Raw genomic sequence first — 18,729 nt, 5'->3', positions numbered from 1 at the left:
GGGCCTATAGCTCAGCTGGTTAGAGCGCACGCCTGATAAGCGTGAGGTCGATGGTTCGAGTCCATTTAGGCCCATTATTCAAAATTTAATTATTCCGCAATAGCTCAGCGGTAGAGCAATCGGCTGTTAACCGATAGGTCGTAGGTTCGAATCCTACTTGCGGAGCCATACAGAGAAGTACCCAAGTGGCTCAAGGGGCTCCCCTGCTAAGGGAGTAGATCGGGTAACCGGTGCGAGGGTTCGAATCCCTTCTTCTCTGCCATTTAGGCCCGTTGGTCAAGCGGTTAAGACACCGCCCTTTCACGGCGGTAACACGGGTTCGAATCCCGTACGGGTCATATAAAAAAGAGTTAGCGAAATTTCGCTAACTCTTTTTTATTTTGTGCTTTAAGAAAGAAACCCGCTAGCCAATTACGGCAGAGTAAAAAGGAACAAATCAGCATCTCTCCACGTACATTCATAACGAATACTCGCAAGTTTCGTTCCTCCTTAGAGTTTGTTTCCCTTCGTCCATGTTGAATCAGCTTCCTGCACCAGGTTGACCGTTCCTACCTCTTAGAACTGTTACAGCGCCTGAACGACAGATTGTGCTTGGGAATCACACAAAGCCGTATTGATTGACCCAACGTAGTCCCTCGCTATGGCTCACCATATACCAGAGACTCAGACTAGACAACTAAGCTTTTTCAAGCCCCCACTTTCGACCAACGGAAGTCCCCTTGTGGGAAAAACGTGTTAACGTTTAAGCGATGGGTAGTTGACTGTGCCCTATTTTGTCTACTGCAAGGATCTAATTAAATCCCCCCTCTAGCTCTTCTCTGAAAACGTCTGGTTCATTTTTGTTGATGAAATATTTTACAATTGATCAAAGCTTTTTTAATAAAGTTATGTGGATCATTAATATCGCTATTTCCTCTAAAAGTATAACTTAAAAGAATAACATGCCATATTAAAATCAAGTTTTTCTCCAAAAGGAATAACGCTTTTTAGGTTCAAAACGATTTTAATTTATTTATCGCCAATATATGATATAAAACGCCCGATTCGGCGAAAAATGACATATTTTAGCGAACGAAACTATGGGATTTTGCTCGAATTTTGCAAGGGATTTAAGCTTTTTTACAGAATACCTTTATGTAAGAAATGTTATTTATCTTTGTGAGGTGAAACACATGGTTACAACCCATCCTACAGATTACGAAGTTCATCTGTTCCATGAAGGGAGTTTGTACGAAAGCTATCAGGCCTTTGGGGCACATATAACAACCGAGGATGGAATTGAGGGGACTCGTTTCTCTGTCTGGGCTCCCCATGCTAAAAGCATCAGTGTTGTTGGTGAGTTTAACGACTGGAGCAGAGAAGATTATGTAATGGAGAAGCTAAATTCCGAGGGCATTTGGTCCTTGTTTATTCCAAGTATTGGTCAAGGAGAGTTATATAAGTATGCGATTCAAACAAAGGACGGCCGAGTCCTGTTAAAAGCAGATCCTTATGCATTTTTCTCTGAATTAAGGCCGCATACAGCTTCTATTGTCCATCCTTTGGGAGAATATAAGTGGAATGATCAAAAATGGATGCGTGCTAAAAAGCGAAAGAAAGTATTTGAAGAACCTATGGCCATTTATGAGCTTCATTTTGGTTCGTGGAAGCTAAAAGAGGATGGTTCTTTTTATTCATATCGTGAGATGGCAGAAGAACTGATTCCATATGTTCTGGAGCATCAGTTTACACATATTGAAATTATGCCGCTTGTTGAGCATCCATATGATCGCTCATGGGGATATCAAGGAACCGGTTACTATTCTCCAACAAGCCGTTATGGTAAGCCTGAGGATTTAATGTATTTTATTGACCGTTGTCATGAGCATGGCCTCAGCGTGATTTTAGACTGGGTGCCTGGGCATTATTGTAAGGATGCACATGGGTTATATATGTTTGATGGAGAACCTACATACGAATACACAGACATCCATGTAAGGGAAAATCCAGTATGGGGGACAGCAAACTTTGATGTAGGAAAGCCTGAGGTTCAGAGTTTTCTCATTTCCAACGCATTATTTTGGCTGAAATATTATCATGTAGATGGATTTCGGGTTGATGCTGTTGCGAACATGCTGTATTGGAATGCACATGGACAGTTTCAAAAAAATGAATTAGCCGTTTCTTTTTTACAGAAACTGCATGAGGCAGTGTTCGAGTATGATCCAAGTGTTCTTATGATCGCAGAAGACTCTACCGATTGGCCTCTTGTAACGGCTCCAACATATGAAGGGGGTCTCGGCTTCAATTATAAGTGGAATATGGGCTGGATGAATGACGTGCTAAAGTATATGGAATGCGAGCCGGAGCATCGGAAGCATATCCATGATAAAATCACGTTTTCTTTGCTGTATGCCTATTCGGAAAACTTTGTTTTGCCGCTCTCTCATGATGAAGTGGTACATGGAAAGAAATCACTCTTAAATAAAATGCCTGGAGATTATTGGCGTAAATTTGCACAACTTCGGCTTCTATATGGCTACTTTATGACACATCCCGGGAAAAAGCTGCTGTTCATGGGCGGGGAATTTGGGCAATTTGATGAATGGAAAGACCTAGAAGACTTGGATTGGGATCTTCATGAGTTTGAAATGCACCGTCTGATGAATGATTATTTCAAAGAATTAATGACGCTGTACAGGAATTCTAAACCGTTTTGGCAGCTTGACCATACACATGAAGGCTTTGAATGGATTGATGCGGATAATCGTGAGCAAAGTATTTTCTCCTTCATTCGCAAAGGGAACAAGGAAGACGATATGCTGATTGTTATTTGTAACTTTACAGAACGTGTGTATGAGAACTACCGAATAGGAGTTCCATCGTTCAATTCGTATTCAGAAATTCTGAATAGTGATGGCACGCAATATGGAGGGTCTGGGCAAATAAATGGAAAAAGAATCAAAACGGTTCATGAGCCATATCATAATCAGCCGTCTCATATTGAAATGACAATACCGCCTTTTGGAATAGCTATATTAAAACCAGCGAAAGCAAGGAAGGGGAATAAAAGCGATGGGACAGAGAAAAAAGTGCGTAGCCATGCTGTTGGCCGGGGGACAAGGTAGTCGTTTAAGTGCTCTTACAAAATATTTAGCCAAGCCTGCTGTACCGTTTGGGGGAAAATATCGTATTATTGATTTCACTTTAAGCAATTGTGTAAACTCAGGCATTGAAACAGTCGGTGTTCTTACACAATATCAGCCTCTTGTGCTTAACTCTTATATTGGAATCGGCAGTGCTTGGGACTTGGATCGAAATAATGGGGGAGTTACAGTGCTGCCCCCTTATTCGGAATCATCAGGCGTAAAGTGGTATACAGGTACGGCAAGTGCAATTTATCAAAATATAAACTATCTAAAACAATATGACCCTGAGTATGTTTTAATTTTATCAGGTGACCATATTTATAAAATGGATTATTCTAAAATGCTTGATTATCATATCGAGAAGGATGCAGATGTTTCTATTTCTGTTATTGAGGTGCCTTGGGAGGAAGCGAGCCGCTTTGGCATTATGAATACAAACGAAGCTATGGAGATTGTGGAATTTGACGAAAAGCCGCAGTTCCCAAAAAGCAACCTTGCATCCATGGGGATTTATATTTTTAAGTGGTCTATTCTAAAAGAATTTTTGGAGATGGATGAGCGAAATCCAGATTCAAGCAATGACTTCGGCAAGGACATTATCCCGCTTTTACTTGACGAAAACAAAAAAATTGTTGCATATCCATTTCAAGGCTATTGGAAGGACGTTGGAACAATCAAAAGCCTATGGGAAGCGAATATGGATCTGTTAAAAGGTGATTCCACTCTTAATTTGTATGACCGGGATTGGCGCATTTATTCCGTTAATCCAAATCAGCCTCCGCAGTATATTGCACCGAATGCGGTTGTAGAGGAATCGCTTGTAAATGAAGGTTGTATGATTGAGGGAGAAATCCAGCATTCTGTAGTGTTTCAGGGTGTGATTGTTGGAGAAGGAAGTAGCATAAAAGATTCCGTTATTATGCCGGATGCACGTATAGGGAAAAATGTAAAAATTGAAAGGGCAATTATTGCGCCTGGAATGATCATAGAGGACAATGCTGTTATTCGTCCGTTAAAAAATAACGAGGATGTTATTCTCTTGGCTGATGAAATCTGAAGGGGGACTAGGTAAATATGAACGAATCCATGTTAGGAATTATTAACGCAACGTATGACTTTTCATCTTTACAGGCACTGACACAGCATCGCTCTTTAGCTGCCCTTCCTTTTGGGGGGCGGTATCGCTTAGTTGATTTTATGTTATCAAATATGGTTAATTCTGACATTCATAGCGTAGCGATTTTTACTGGGCATAAGAACCGTTCCTTAATGGATCACCTCGGATCTGGTAAACAGTGGGATTTGGATCGCAAACGAGATGGCCTGTTCGTATTTACGCCAAACAGTCAAGGTGATAACGAAGAATTTGGTTCCTTCAATCATATTGCTAGAAATATGGACTATTTTCTGCGAAGCAAACAAAAATATATTGTGATTACGAATTGTCATATTGTCGCTGCAATGAACTTCAAACCAATTTTAAGGCGTCACATTGAAGCAGGGGCGGACATTACAGAAGTACTTCATGATGGACAATCCCTGCAAACATATATTATGGAAAAGGATTTGCTGCTGGATCTATTTCATCAATATAAAGATAAAGGATTCCATAGTTTAATAGATGTTGTTAAAGAGCAATGCAGTACTTTATGCTCACATAAATATGAGTATGATGGCTATGTTGCAATCATTGATTCAATAGAGAGTTATTATAAGCACAGCATCGAAGTGTTAAAGCCGGAAGTATGGAAACAATTATTTATGACAGGGGAGCCTATATTTACAAAAGTAAAGGATCAGCCTCCAACACGATATGGCAAGGAAGCGAAAGTAGGCAATTCCATGATTGCCAATGGCAGCATTATTGAGGGGCAGACAGATAATAGTATTATCTTCCGTTCTGTGAAAATTGGAAAAGGTTCTATTGTCCGAAATAGCATCATTATGCAAAAAAGCCAAATTGGAGAGAATTGTGTACTAGACGGCGTAATCATCGACAAAGATGTTAAAATTGAGGATGGAACAATTTTAACGGGGACAGCAGAGGTTCCGTATGTAGTCGAAAAAGGAACAGTACAAGGAGCGTTGATGAATTCGTGAATATTTTATTTGCAGTATCTGAGTGCGTACCATTTATTAAGTCGGGAGGTCTTGCCGACGTAGCGGGTGCGCTCCCAAAGGAATTGAAAAAGCTTGGCATGGACGTACGCGTAATGTTGCCCAAATATAGCCTTATCTCAGAGAGGTTACGTGAATCCAGCACTTTGCGAAAAGTGATTACAGTACAGCTTGGCTGGCGTAATCAGCATTGTGGTATTTTCGAAACAGAGCTAGATGGCATTACGTACTACTTAATAGATAACGAATATTACTTTAAAAGGGATTCTTTGTACGGTCATTATGATGACGGTGAGCGCTTCTCCTTCTTTTCTAAAGCTGTGTTGGAGAGTATTCCACATCTGGACTTTATTCCGGATGTTTTACATTGTCATGACTGGCATACAGCAATGGCCAACTACTTGTTGAAAGAGCAATATAAGGGAATTGAACCGTATTCAAATATAAAAACTGCATTTACAATCCATAATCTACAATTCCAAGGGATATTCCCTTCTAGTGTGATGCACGATTTGCTTGGTCTTGGAACTGAGCATTTCACAAATGACCGGCTTGAATTTTATGGAAATATGAATTTTATGAAGGGTGGCATCGTCGCATCTGACGTGATTACGGCGGTCAGTCCGACATACAAAGAAGAAATTCAATACCCATTTTTTGGAGAAAAGCTAGACGGCTTACTGCGGGAATGTAACTATAAGCTAGCTGGTATTGTGAACGGAATTGATGATGCTTTTTATAATCCGCGCACTGACCAAGAAATTGCAGTGCAATATAGTGAAGCAACACAAGAGCTTAAACAGGAGAACAAGCGTGCGCTGCAGCGCCGGTTTGAATTGCCGGAACGTGCAAATGTACCTATCATTTCTATGGTAACCCGCCTTACAAAGCAAAAAGGGCTTGATTTAGTCCAGCGTGTATTTCATGAATTAGCAGCTGAGGATGTACAAATTTTAGTTGTTGGGTCAGGGGATCGGGAGTATGAGAGCTTTTTTAACGAAATGGCAGCTAGGTATCCTGACAAGGTGAAGGTATACATAGGATTTAATGAATCGCTCGCACATCAAGTGTATGCAGGTGCTGATTTATTTTTAATGCCATCTTTATTTGAGCCGTGCGGTCTTGGACAGCTTATAGCTTTACAATATGGCACCCTGCCGATTGTAAGAGAGACAGGGGGACTGAACGATACAGTACAGTCGTATAATGAGAGTACAGGAGAAGGCAACGGGTTCAGTTTTGCGAATTTCAATGCGCATGATATGCTGCATACTATTCTGAGAGCTGTTTCGTGCTATCACCAAAAAGAAGTATGGGATACGCTTGTAAAGAGAGCGATGAGTGGGGATTACAGCTGGGGACAGTCAGCAAGACAGTATAAGGAGCTGTATGAAAGCTTAATCGACTAGTGATAGAGAGGTGAGGCGCATGTTTTCAAGTAAAGAAGGCTTTAAAGCAGCTTTTTTGGATAAGCTCGAAACCATGTACGGGAAAAGCTTCAAAGACTCCACACCAAGAGATCAATATAATACATTAGGACATATGATTCGGGAGTATATTAGCTCCCGTTGGATTGCTACTAATGAGAGGAATCGTACAGAAAATCATAAACAAATGTACTACTTGTCTATTGAATTTTTGCTCGGTCGTTTATTAGGCAGTAATTTAATGAATCTCAGCATTTGGAAAACGTGCGAGGAAGGACTTCAAGAACTAGGGATTAGCTTGAACGAGTTAGAGGAAAATGAAGCGGACGCTGGACTTGGGAACGGTGGACTTGGAAGGCTTGCAGCATGCTTTCTTGATTCTTTGGCTTCTCTGAATTTACCAGGACATGGATGTGGGATTCGCTATAAGCATGGTTTGTTCGATCAAAAGATCGTAAATGGCTATCAGGTTGAACTGCCAGAGCAATGGCTTCGTCACGGGAATGTATGGGAAGTGCGCCGTCATGATCAAGCGGTTGAAGTTAGCTTTTGGGGAAATGTAGAAACATCCAAGATAGGTGGAAAGTTAGAGTTTCATCATCGTAAGGCGGAGGTCATTATGGCGGTGCCATATGATATCCCAGTTGTTGGATATGATACAGAAACGGTGAATACGCTGCGTCTGTGGAATGCGGAGCCTGTGCCGTTTCCGCCGAATAATCAAAACGTACTCGTATATAAACGAGAAACAGAGGCTGTTTCAGAGTTTCTGTATCCTGATGATACACATGATGAAGGGAAAATATTGCGCCTAAAGCAGCAGTATTTTCTTGTGTCAGCCAGTCTACAAAATATTGTAAAGCTGCATCGCGAACGAAATGGAACATTAAGAAACCTACATGAGAAGGTTGCCATTCATATTAATGATACCCATCCTGTTTTAGCTATTCCTGAATTAATGCGCATTTTGCTGGATGAGGAAAAGCTTAGCTGGGAGGAAGCCTGGAATATTACCGTAAATACAGTCTCATATACGAATCATACAACCTTATCCGAGGCGCTTGAAAAATGGCCTGTTCGTATTTTTCAACCGTTACTGCCTCGTATCTATATGATTGTGGAGGAGATTAACGAGCGTTTTTGCCGTGATTTATGGGATAAGTATCCGTATGATTGGAAGCGCATTGAGGACATGGCCATTATCGCTCATGATCTTGTTAAGATGGCACACCTTGCCATTGCAGGAAGCCATAGTGTGAACGGTGTTGCAAAAATTCATACAGATATTCTGAAGAAGCGGGAGATGCAGCTGTTTCATGAGTATTATCCTGAAAAGTTTAACAATAAAACAAATGGTATTACGCATCGACGTTGGCTGCTGAAGGCAAACCCGCAGCTTGCAAGCCTAATTACTGACACAATTGGTCCAGGCTGGATTCGAAAGCCTACGGAGCTGCAGGCTCTTGCGAGTTATAAGCAAGATGCCGCATTCCGTGAGAAATTTCATGGCGTTAAGCAGCTGCGAAAAGAGTTGCTGGCAAAGCGCATCGAAGAACAAACAGGAGTACGGGTTGATACGAATTCAATTTTTGATGTGCAGGTAAAGCGTCTGCATGCGTATAAACGACAACTGCTGAATGTACTACATATTATGCACTTATACAATCGTTTGAAGGAAGATCAAAGCTTTACGATGCATCCACGCACTTTTATTTTCGGGGCAAAGGCTTCTCCAGGCTACTACTATGCGAAAAAAATCATCAAGCTGATTAATGAAGTGGCAGAGAAGGTGAACAATGACCCGCAAACAAGGGACCGTTTAAAGGTTGTCTTTTTAGAAAATTATCGTGTTTCCTTAGCTGAAGATATTTTTCCTGCCGCTGATGTGAGCGAACAAATCTCTACAGCCAGCAAGGAAGCATCTGGTACAGGAAATATGAAATTTATGATGAATGGAGCAGTAACAGTCGGCACATTAGACGGAGCGAATATTGAAATTCAAGAAGAAGCAGGGACGGACAATATTTTCATCTTCGGTCTAACGGCGGAAGAGGTGCTGCACTATTATCAAAGCGGGGGCTATCGTTCTAGTGACTACTATCATCATGATAAACGAATTAAAAAGGTAGTTGATCAGCTTATCAATGGATTTTTCCCGGATGGGGGAGATGAGTTTGAAGCCATTTACGACTCCCTTATTGTCCAAAACGACGAATATTTTGTACTCCGTGATTTTGCACCGTACGTCGATGTGCAGGATCTGGTTGGAAAGACCTATGAAAATCGGAACCGTTGGCTCGAAATGAGCATCTCGAATGTAGCGCGGTCGGGTTATTTTACAAGCGACCGTACCATTTCCCAATATGCTTCTGATATTTGGCACATTAATCCTGTTTTTGCTAGAAAGTGAATACAGAATTTTGGATACTGATTATCTCTATAGGAGAAAATCAATGTAAATAACCCGCGTCGATAGCGCGGGTTATTTGTTGTACTATAGGAAAGTATGAATTTCCAGCTAGAAGTTCATTTTACATAATTGTGAACTTTAGGAATACAGTGCAAGTGCAACTACGCTTCTGTCTTCGCCCAAGGACAGGCTCGCCAATCGGCGAGGTTTCTGGGGATATCTATCTCTATTTGGCAAACTGTTTGAGGATGTCGTCTACCTTTCATGGCCAGCGTTCAATTGCCGACTTATAGGTGGTAATGTGATGATTTTTAGATATAGATCCAAGGTTTGAGGTAAATGTGATGCTATTGTTAACATGAAAATATTCATATTCTTGAGATGCTTTTTCAAACTTAATCTTGTGTGGCGGGAGGAGTGGGACCACATCAAAAAGATTGACAATCCGGAAGGTTTTGGAGACCTGTAAATTGTAGTAGTTGCGGAAAGCGATATCGCCTGTTTTGGGGGCAGCGAAATTATACATCATATAATCTGCAAATGAAGTATTTACTCTAGCATCAAGCATATGGAGGATGGCAAGAGCGCCTCCTAGACTATGACCGGTTACAAGTAATCTTTTTTGCTTTGGAAGCGTGACAAGCGTTTCCATAATAGAATCACGACACGTTTCGTAGATAGAAAGAAAGCCACTGTGAACGAGACCGCTGTTTGCTGTGTACGGATAGATACGCTGGTTGATGAGAGAATCGGCAATCCAATCAGTGTCGGACTGTGTCCCGCGAAATGCGACAACAATCTCTTGTTCTGATTCGGCAATAAAGCCGAACCATTCCGTTGTTCCGATGGCTTGGGCTTGAAAACCGCATATATGCTGAAAGCCTTTTGGCGGTTGAAATACACCGTTTTGTTTGTACTGTTCATACGTTAACTCGCAGCAGTCAGCCAGAAGCATGGCGAGCTCTTTGTCGGCGGCTGAAAATAACATATTGGACCCCCCTTAGCCCTATATCGTGATGCGCAAACACTATCCAATATATGAGGAGACAGAGGCAATCATGCAGACTGGATGCTGGAGCCCAACCTGACAAAGCTGTACTTGCTTTTAAAAAAACATATCAATCGATGAGAATGGGCGGGAGAAAACTGTGGCGAGTCCTGTACTTGGGCGAAGACGGGGGCATAGTTACATCTATACTGTATTGCTAAAATTTCCTGCTACATCGAAGGATCTTCCAGCTGGAAATTATACTTTCTTACAGTGAAATATGAAACGAACCAGCATCGCTTTCGATGCTGGTTCGCTTTGTTAATCGATCCCATCTAACATACGACCGATTCCTCCAAGAACACTGCCTTCTCCACCGCCTTTAACACCTGCTGCGGAGCCAGCGATACGCTGCGCTAAACGGCTGAGGGTTAAGGATTGAATCCAGACAGTACCTGGACCTTCTAATGTGGCAAAGAATAGTCCTTCTCCACCGAATAAAGCTGTTTTCACATTGCCGACAAATTGGATATCGTAGTTGATTGTCTTTGTCATTGCTACAAGGCAGCCTGTATCAATACGGAGACGTTCTCCTGGCTGCAGGTCACGTTTGTATATTGTTCCTCCAGCATGCATAAAAGCCAAGCCATCACCTTCAAGCTTTTGCATAATGAAGCCTTCCCCGCCAAAGAAGCCTGTGCCCAGCTTTTTTGTGAACTCAATGTCGATAGAGACTCCTTTTGCTGCGCAAAGAAATGCATCCTTTTGACAAATAATCTTTTCGCCGTATTGCGTTAAGTCTACTGGAACAATTTTTCCTGGGTAGGATGCTGCAAAGGATACACGGCGTTTCACGCTACTGTTATTTGTAAAAACAGTCATAAACAAGCTTTCGCCAGTTACCATTCGTTTTCCAGCACCCATTAATTTTCCAAACAGTCCTTTTGGCTCAGAGCCGTCACCAAACACTGTTTCCATGTCAATGCCATCTTCCATCATCATCATCGCACCAGCTTCTGCGATGACGCTCTCACGAGGATCTAACTCAATTTCGACGAATTGCATGTCATCTCCGTAAAGCTTGTAATCAATTTCATGTGCCTTCATTTTAATTCACCTCTCCTGTTGTTTGCTGCCCTGCCTATTATCCTGTATGTATATCTCCATTTTATCGAAAAGACAGTAAGAGTGGAATGAATTTTTTGTTATTTTTTACAATTCAATCCGTAGTTTTCAGTTGACTGAATATACGTTTTCATGATAAATTAAAGTAACTATTGAACTACATATAGTCTTTCGGAAATAAAGCACGTCTTTACCCATGGTTTGATGTTTTCGTCACATGCTTGGAACAGATCGTTTTCTTTATATCCTCCTATATGTGGGGTAAATAGTTTCATTTTTTTCTTATATTTAGGAGGTACTACAATGCAAGTAGGTAAAGTAAAATGGTTTAACGGTGAAAAAGGTTACGGATTTATCCAAGCAGAAGACGGAAACGACGTATTCGTTCACTTCTCCGCAATCCAAGGAGAAGGATTCAAAACTTTAGAAGAAGGCCAAGAAGTTTCTTTCGAAGTTGTTGAAGGAAACCGCGGACCACAAGCTGCTAACGTAGTAAAGAAGTAATAAGATAATGAGCATTCCAGTAATGGAATGCTCTTTTTGTATTATGGCAAGCAACTATATTGAAAGGTGTATCGTTCATATTGTTTGAAACAACTGTCCTATTGTCTCGGATAATAACTGTTTTCTGAGAGGTCTCCTCGATAGGCTTGCTCGTCGTAGTCATCAATCATATCTTCATACAGCTCATGGTCGTCTCCAGGGTAGACCTGTGGATTTTTTCCATATATATCTGTTCCGATGAAGTTTTCAAATGACTCTACATATCCTATGGGCTCATCAGATTCATTAAACATGGAGTTATAGTGCTTACTATCGCGTCTTTCAAAATCAGAAGGCGTCTCCGATGTTCCGTAATTCGCTACATCCTGCCAGCTATCCTCGGAATCATACGCAACATTTTCCCTTTTGTTGTCCATATCATGAATACCGAAAGGCGGGTACAACACCTCTTCCTCAACTGGACGTATATCCAATCGGAGCTTATTATGTGTATGTTCTATCAGCGTTGTAGCAGTCGGCATAGCTTCTAAACGCTCAAAAGGAATCTCTTCGCCAGATACCTCGCAAATACCATATGTGCCATTTTCGATCTTTTCTAATGCATATCTTACATCCGCTAGTTGCTTTTCACGAAATTCAATGATGCCAAAATCCTTTTCTCGCTCAAATAAATCGGTCGCTGTATCGCCTGGGTGGTTGTCGTATAGAGAAAGCTCACTTGTAGCGTCGCGCATGCCATCTTTATCGTTATTGTGATGCATTTGAATGCTGTATTCCAGTTCTTTTTCTTCATGGAGCAGCGTTGCTTTGAACTCGTCCAGCTGTTGTTGAGAAAGCATACTGGTCACCTTCCTCTGTGTAATCTCTTTTGTAGTATGAACCATTTTGCTAAAAATATAAGGAAGGGAAGCGTGTAAGCCAACATTCAATTCGGTTGCTAAAATTCGTTGATTGGCGAGCCGTTAGGCAAAGAGAGAAGCATAGCTGTATTTACACTTTATTTCTAAAACTTTCTAACGATTCAATACGCTTCCAGTTGGAATTTTATCCTCCTAAAGTGTAAAAAAACGCAGGTAAGGCCTGCGTTTTAAAAGAGATAATCCAATAATAAACCAAGTGCAAACAGGAATCCAAAAATGGTGTTCGTCTGCGCAGTCGCTTTCATTGCCGGCATCATTTCAAGCGGAATGCGTTTGCCAATGAAGCCTTTTGTCGCAGCGATTGCTTTAGGAATACTCAGAAATACGATAAAAATCCAAGCCGATACCATGCCTGTAAAAACAAGTGCGACACACCAAATATAAGAGATGATGAACATCCCAGCTAGCACGCGAATCGCATTTTGACGCCCGACGAGAATAGCCAGCGTCTTACGGCCATTTTCTTGATCCCCGTCTAAATCGCGAATGTTGTTCGAAAGCAGAATAGCTCCAATTAAGATAGAGGTTGGAACCGACAGGATGATAATCTCCGGTACAATCGTTCCTGTTTGGATAAAGAAAGCGATCCCGATAATAATAACGCCCATAAATAATCCAGCTGTTACTTCACCAAACGGTGTATAAGCAATTGGCAGAGGACCGCCCGTGTAAAAATAACCGACGGCCATACTAAGAAGACCGATTAAGGCAAGCCACCAGCTCGAATGTATACAAATGTAAATGCCGATTAGCATAGAAGCAGCAAAGAAGCTATATGCCAAATATAAGACTGTTTTTGCTTGGATGCCTTCGCGTACAATCGCGCCTCCAATTCCTACAGAGCCTTCATGATCCAAACCTCTTTTATAATCGAAATATTCATTGAACATATTCGTTGCCGCTTGTATGAGAATACAGGCAAGAAGCATCATAAAAAAAAGAGGAAGATTTATCTTATCGATCCCTCCGATGTGAAGTGCATAAACAGTTCCGATAAAAACCGGAATAAATGCAGCTGTTAGCGTATGTGGACGAAGTAAGTTCCACCATACATGCCAGCTTTTTCGCTGCTTTGTTTTCGGCTCTGTAAAAGAGGAGTTCGTTTCTATTTTCATATTCATAAGAATCCTCCTTTTTGTCACATAAAGTACAAAATTAAGTTTAGGTAACCGACGTATACAGTGTCAACGTTTTCCTTCAGAAGGCTGTAATTTCCGCAAAAATGCTAAAGATTGACACAGGTTTCGTTCGGGGTGTATCTTAAAAATACAAGGGTAATTTCAGTATGTTTACCCGAGTAAGGGGGAAATCAAAGTGCTTCGAACAGAACACAAGGGATTACATCAATCGCTCCTTACTGCTATACAACAAGCTGCAATAGACACGAAAGTATTAGTCAGTGCCGTAAAGAAGGTAGAGTGGACAGATCCGCTTCTTTTTTATGCGGCCGCAAAACAATTCGGGTACACGGAGCGGTTTTATTGGTCCGATCCAGAACAACATATAGTTTTCGCAGGAATTGGATCTGCTTTCACTATAGCAAATTCTTCTCAAAAGCGCTTTCAGGATACGCAGAATCGATGGCAGCAGCTTCTAAATGGTGTCATTGTGCACGGACCGGCCTATTCGTTTGGGACAGGACCTCTGCTGTTTGGCGGATTTTCCTTTGATCCGCTAAAGCAGAAAACGCAGCTTTGGGAGACGCTTTCCGATACAGTCTTAGTATTGCCGTCCTTCCTGCTTACAATGAAGGAAGGAGAATCTTGGCTGACAATTAATCAGCTTGTAGGGCATGATGATTGTGCAGAGGATCTGTATGAGCGTATGCAAAATATGGAGGAACAGCTGCTCCAGCATAGCAGACAGCCTTTGTCAGAACAAGGAAGCGTTATTGTTAGCCAACATGAGGTACAAACGAAAAGCTGGATGGAAGCAATTCAAGCCGTTCAAAGTGAAATGAAGCAAGGACGTGTGCAAAAGGTTGTATTAGCGCGTGAATTGCGATTAACAGCAGAAAATGAATTTGATTCGGCGCATATTGTTCAAGCATTACGCATCGGACAGCCGGATTGCTATATTTTTTCAATTGATTATCAAGATACCTGCTTTCTTGGTGCAACGCCTGAGAGGCTCGTTAAAAAGGAAGACCAATTGTTCACCTCTATGTGCTTAGCCGGTTCTATTGGACGCGGCAATACGGAAGAGGAGGATGAACAGAATGCAGCAGAACTGCTGCAGGATGAGAAAAACTTAGTAGAGCATCGCTATGTTGTAGATATGATCCGTAAGGTTATGACATCCGTTTGCACTGAGGTAAATATTCCGCATCAGCCCGGAGTTATGAGGACAAAGAACCTAATTCATCTCTATACGCCAGTAGAAGGGAGGGGGGTGTGCAATTTGTTTGAAATGGTAGAGAAATTGCACCCCACTCCTGCTCTGGGAGGTACCCCGCGCGAAGAGGCGATGGAGCTGATTCGTGAACAAGAAGATCTAGACCGCGGTTTGTATGCAGGTCCAATTGGTTGGATTGACTATAAGGGAAATGGAGAGTTTGCGGTTGGGATTCGTTCTGCACTTATACGGGGGGCGAATGCTTCCTTGTTTGCAGGGTGCGGTATTGTAGAAAGCTCACAGCCGCACATGGAGTATGAAGAAACAAAAATGAAGTTCAAACCTATGCTATCCGCATTAGGAGGAAGTATGAAATGAGCTATACAGAAGCGTTATCCTATTATTTAGGGGCTTTTGTTGATGAGTTAACACGTCTTGGCGTGTGCGAAACCGTCATCAGCCCCGGTTCCCGCTCAACGCCGTTAGCTATGCTAATGGCAGAGCATGAAAGCATGAAAACCTATGTACATGTGGATGAGCGATCGGCTGCTTATTTTGCGCTTGGCATTGCCAAGGCAAAGAGGAGGCCTGTAGCTATTCTTTGTACATCTGGTACAGCGGCAGCCAATTATTGGCCGGCTGTAAGTGAAGCATTTCACTCCCGTGTGCCGCTGCTGATTCTAACGGCCGATCGACCGCACGAGCTGAGAGATGTAGGGGCGCCGCAAGCCATGAATCAGCTGAACTTGTTTGGATCCTTTACGAAGGAGTTTATCGAAATGGCGTTGCCTGAAGCATCAGAACGAATGTATCAATACGTTCGTACGACGACGGCAAGAGCCATTGCTGTCATGAACGGGGCGCCAAGCGGTCCTGTTCATATGAATTTTCCGCTTCGGGAGCCGCTTATTCCGAATTTCTCTCTGCCAAATCTTTGGGAAGGAGGGAAGGCTGGGCGCGCGAATCAGTATACATCTGTTACGTTTGGGAATTCAGTCCTTCCACCCTTCCATGCGGGATCGCTAAGTAAACGTTTTGCATCTATGGAAAAGGGGCTGATTGTCTGCGGTGAAATGAATGATCCTTCGTTTGCTGAAGAGGTTGCTGCCTTCGCCGCAGCATATCAATACCCAATTTTGGCAGATCCGCTCTCTAATGTGCGCAGCGGTAAGCACGAGAAAGAAAATGTGTTAGAGTGCTATGATGCCTTCTTGCGTAATGAGGAGATTCAGAATTTGCAGCCGGACATCATCATTCGTTTTGGAGCTATGCCTGTTTCGAAAGCATTAACACAGTATATACAGTCCAGAACGTCAGCAGTCCATCTCGTGATTGAAAAAGGGGGCTGGCGTGACCCTGCTTTAATTGCATCCGAGATGATATATGCGGACGAGGTCTCTGTTTGCAGACAATTAACCGCATTTGCTTCTGCAAATCAGAGGGAAACAGCCTGGCTTCGTATGTGGCGTGAGCTGAATGCACTTGCACGCGAGCACCTATCCTACGCTGGTTTGGATGAAGAGCCATTTGAAGGGCGTGTGATGATGGAGCTGGCAGATGTATTACCGGATCAATCGGCACTCTTTGTAGGTAACAGCATGCCGATTCGAGACGTGGACACTTTCTTTTTGACGAGAGATAAAAAGATCAACATTTTGGCCAACCGCGGCGTGAACGGAATTGATGGAACTGTTTCGACCGCTTTAGGTGCTAGTACGCATTATGAGCCGCTTGTGCTTGTCCTTGGCGATTTGTCTTTTTATCATGACTTAAATGGATTATTGGCGGCAAAACTGCACAACTTAAATGCGACAATCGTTGTGATTAACAATGATGGCGGGGGGATTTTTTCGTTTTTGCCGCAATATGCAGAGAAGAAGCATTTTGAAGCACTATTTGGAACGCCGCTCGGACTTGATTACGAGCATGTTGTCAACATGTATCATGGGGTTTTCAGCCGTCCAAAAACATGGGAGCAATTCCGGAGTGCAGTAGCTAACGGCATTTCCTCTAACGGCTTACATGTGATTGAGATTCGTACAAACCGTGAATCCAATCTGCAAATGCATCGTGCTTTGTGGGCAACCATTTCCACGTCTGTAACAGAGAGGCTGCGAGGGAACCGTAATGCTGATTAAGCTTGGTGGCATGCATTATGAATATGAAATTACAGGAAGCGGTGACGCGCTTTTACTGCTGCATGGCTTTACCGGAAGTAAAGATGTGTGGCGCCGCTTTCTTCCCTTGTGGAGCCATGACTTACAGGTCATTACTGTTGACCTGCCGGGTCATGGGAAAACGGACAGCCCGAGCGATTGGGCGCGTTACAGCATTGAACAGACTGCTGCTGATATGATTGCCCTTCTTGATGCTTTAAAGATAAAACAGGCGCATGTGCTCGGCTATTCAATGGGGGGACGGCTTGCTATTACGATTGCTTCTTTATATGCAGAACGGGTACGGTCGCTTGTGCTTGAGAGCTGCACCCCGGGTTTAGAAAGTGAAGAGGAGCGCGAGGAACGCAAGCGGCAAGATCAGCAGCAGGCAGATTTTATCATGGAGCATGGTCTAGAGGCTTTTGTGGAGAGGTGGGAGAATATCCCCTTGTTTGCCTCTCAACAGCAGCTGCCCTATTCTGTGAGGGAACAAATGCGGCAGCAGCGTTTGCAAAATAACCCGCTCGGTTTAGCAAATAGCTTGCGCGGTATGGGGACGGGAATGCAGCCCTCTTGGTGGAGTTCCTTGCATAGGCTGTGCATGCCCGTTTTATTGCTTGGGGGAGAATATGACGAAAAGTTTCTCCGTATTTTACAATGTATGGAGCAGCGGCTTCCTAATGCTGAATTTGTACAAGTTTCTGGTGCGGGTCATACAATTCATGTGGAACAACCAGAAAAGTTTGATACAATAGTAAGGAGCTTTTTCCAAGCACAATATTTAGAAGGAGGTTTATAACATGGCTTTTGAATGGGTACAACAAGGAAAGTATGAAGATATTATTTATTCTACATACAACGGTATCGCTAAAATTTCGATCAATCGTCCAGAAGTACATAACGCATTTCGTCCAAAAACAGTGTCTGAGTTAATTGATGCATTTGCGCGTGCGCGTGATGACGCTTCTATTGGTGTGATCATTTTAACAGGTGAAGGCGGTCGTGCATTTTGTTCCGGCGGTGACCAAAAGGTACGCGGTCACGGCGGATATGTAGGAGAGGACGAAATTCCTCGTTTGAATGTACTTGATTTACAACGCTTAATCCGTGTGATTCCAAAACCGGTTATTGCAATGGTAGCAGGATATGCAATTGGCGGAGGCCACGTTCTTCACATCGTCTGCGATCTAACGATTGCAGCGGATAATGCGGTATTTGGCCAGACTGGACCGAAGGTAGGTAGCTTCGATGCTGGCTACGGATCAGGTTATTTAGCTCGTATTGTTGGCCATAAAAAGGCGCGTGAAATTTGGTATTTATGCCGTCAATATAACGCGCAGGAAGCGCTGGACATGGGCCTTGTAAATACAGTGGTTCCGCTTGAACAGCTAGAAGAAGAAACAGTAAAATGGTGTGAGGAAATTTTAGAGAAAAGTCCAACAGCAATTCGTTTCCTAAAAGCAGCCTTTAATGCAGATACAGACGGTCTTGCAGGTATTCAGCAATTTGCTGGAGATGCAACATTATTGTATTACACAACGGAGGAAGCAAAAGAAGGACGGGATGCGTTTAAGGAAAAACGCAAGCCAGATTTCGGTCAATTCCCTCGTTTTCCTTGA

General features: G+C 42.6%; 15 protein-coding genes and 4 tRNA genes. 14 read left to right on the top strand and 5 right to left on the bottom strand.

Annotation, left to right across the window (positions count from 1 at the left end):
* The 4 genes from EP737_RS21125 (at position 1) to EP737_RS21110 (ending at position 338) form a co-directional block, all read left to right on the top strand.
* A tRNA-Ile gene (locus EP737_RS21125) sits at positions 1 to 74 on the top strand.
* Positions 75 to 93: 19 nt separating this feature from the next.
* A tRNA-Asn gene (locus tag EP737_RS21120) sits at positions 94 to 168 on the top strand.
* Between the two features lie 3 nt (positions 169 to 171).
* Positions 172 to 262: transfer RNA gene (locus EP737_RS21115), tRNA-Ser, on the top strand.
* 4 nt (positions 263 to 266) lie between these two features.
* A tRNA-Glu gene (locus tag EP737_RS21110) sits at positions 267 to 338 on the top strand.
* Between the two features lie 12 nt (positions 339 to 350).
* Here EP737_RS21110 and EP737_RS26625 read toward each other — a convergent pair.
* Positions 351 to 476, bottom strand: a complete 126-nt coding sequence (locus EP737_RS26625; RefSeq protein ID WP_281278913.1) for a hypothetical protein — start codon at positions 474 to 476, stop codon at positions 351 to 353.
* A gap of 696 nt (positions 477 to 1,172) precedes the next feature.
* Between EP737_RS26625 and glgB the strand changes: the two genes are divergently transcribed.
* From glgB to EP737_RS21085, 5 genes are read left to right on the top strand one after another with little or no spacing between them, the layout of a single operon-like run.
* A complete protein-coding gene (gene glgB / locus EP737_RS21105) occupies positions 1,173 to 3,107 on the top strand; it encodes a 1,4-alpha-glucan branching protein GlgB (protein WP_129730704.1) in 1,935 nt (644 codons plus the stop codon).
* Positions 3,055 to 4,185: a glucose-1-phosphate adenylyltransferase gene (locus tag EP737_RS21100; protein WP_129730702.1), complete on the top strand. Its 1,131-nt coding sequence runs from the start codon at positions 3,055 to 3,057 to the stop codon at positions 4,183 to 4,185. Before glgB ends, EP737_RS21100 begins: the two co-directional genes overlap by 53 nt.
* A gap of 17 nt (positions 4,186 to 4,202) precedes the next feature.
* Positions 4,203 to 5,228 (top strand): GlgC family sugar phosphate nucleotidyltransferase, encoded by a 1,026-nt coding sequence (locus tag EP737_RS21095; protein WP_129730700.1) that lies wholly within the window; start codon positions 4,203 to 4,205, stop codon positions 5,226 to 5,228.
* Complete coding sequence (glgA, locus tag EP737_RS21090; protein WP_129730698.1) at positions 5,225 to 6,655, top strand: glycogen synthase GlgA; 1,431 nt, start codon at positions 5,225 to 5,227, stop codon at positions 6,653 to 6,655. The genes EP737_RS21095 and glgA overlap by 4 nt, the downstream gene beginning before the upstream one ends.
* Before the next feature lie 19 nt (positions 6,656 to 6,674).
* On the top strand, positions 6,675 to 9,083 hold the full coding sequence (locus tag EP737_RS21085) for a glycogen/starch/alpha-glucan phosphorylase (RefSeq protein WP_129730696.1): 2,409 nt from the start codon (positions 6,675 to 6,677) through the stop codon (positions 9,081 to 9,083).
* Between the two features lie 262 nt (positions 9,084 to 9,345).
* Here EP737_RS21085 and EP737_RS21080 read toward each other — a convergent pair whose 3' ends face one another.
* Positions 9,346 to 10,071: a lipase family protein gene (locus EP737_RS21080; RefSeq protein ID WP_129730694.1), complete on the bottom strand. Its 726-nt coding sequence runs from the start codon at positions 10,069 to 10,071 to the stop codon at positions 9,346 to 9,348.
* 321 nt (positions 10,072 to 10,392) lie between these two features.
* Positions 10,393 to 11,178 carry a TIGR00266 family protein gene (locus EP737_RS21075; RefSeq protein WP_129730692.1) on the bottom strand — a complete coding sequence of 262 codons (786 nt, stop codon included), beginning with the start codon at positions 11,176 to 11,178 and terminating at the stop codon, positions 10,393 to 10,395.
* 321 nt (positions 11,179 to 11,499) lie between these two features.
* On the opposite strand from EP737_RS21075, the gene EP737_RS21070 reads away from it, so the two are divergent.
* Positions 11,500 to 11,700: a cold-shock protein gene (locus EP737_RS21070; protein WP_129730690.1), complete on the top strand. Its 201-nt coding sequence runs from the start codon at positions 11,500 to 11,502 to the stop codon at positions 11,698 to 11,700.
* 98 nt (positions 11,701 to 11,798) lie between these two features.
* Here EP737_RS21070 and EP737_RS21065 read toward each other — a convergent pair whose 3' ends face one another.
* Complete coding sequence (locus tag EP737_RS21065) at positions 11,799 to 12,539, bottom strand: TraR/DksA C4-type zinc finger protein (RefSeq protein ID WP_129730688.1); 741 nt, start codon at positions 12,537 to 12,539, stop codon at positions 11,799 to 11,801.
* 248 nt (positions 12,540 to 12,787) lie between these two features.
* Positions 12,788 to 13,741, bottom strand: a complete 954-nt coding sequence (locus EP737_RS21060; protein WP_129730686.1) for a 1,4-dihydroxy-2-naphthoate polyprenyltransferase — start codon at positions 13,739 to 13,741, stop codon at positions 12,788 to 12,790.
* A 193-nt stretch (positions 13,742 to 13,934) separates the two neighbouring features.
* Between EP737_RS21060 and EP737_RS21055 the strand changes: the two genes are divergently transcribed.
* Genes EP737_RS21055 through menB form a run of 4 tightly spaced genes read left to right on the top strand, consistent with a single transcriptional unit; the run spans position 13,935 to position 18,729 of the window.
* A complete protein-coding gene (locus tag EP737_RS21055) occupies positions 13,935 to 15,332 on the top strand; it encodes an isochorismate synthase (protein ID WP_129730684.1) in 1,398 nt (465 codons plus the stop codon).
* Entirely contained in the window at positions 15,329 to 17,092 is a 1,764-nt protein-coding gene (gene menD / locus EP737_RS21050; RefSeq protein ID WP_129730682.1) for a 2-succinyl-5-enolpyruvyl-6-hydroxy-3-cyclohexene-1-carboxylic-acid synthase, read from the top strand. Before EP737_RS21055 ends, menD begins: the two co-directional genes overlap by 4 nt.
* Entirely contained in the window at positions 17,082 to 17,909 is an 828-nt protein-coding gene (menH, locus tag EP737_RS21045) for a 2-succinyl-6-hydroxy-2,4-cyclohexadiene-1-carboxylate synthase (RefSeq protein WP_129730680.1), read from the top strand. The genes menD and menH overlap by 11 nt, the downstream gene beginning before the upstream one ends.
* A 1-nt stretch (position 17,910) precedes the next feature.
* Complete coding sequence (gene menB, locus EP737_RS21040; protein ID WP_129730678.1) at positions 17,911 to 18,729, top strand: 1,4-dihydroxy-2-naphthoyl-CoA synthase; 819 nt, start codon at positions 17,911 to 17,913, stop codon at positions 18,727 to 18,729.

The sequence above is a fragment of the Ectobacillus funiculus genome, assembly GCF_004138295.1.
Classification (GTDB): Bacteria; Bacillota; Bacilli; order Bacillales; family Bacillaceae_G; genus Ectobacillus; species Ectobacillus funiculus.
The sequence above is the reverse complement of the archived record's forward strand: the minus strand, read 5'-3'. Positions and strand labels throughout refer to the sequence as shown.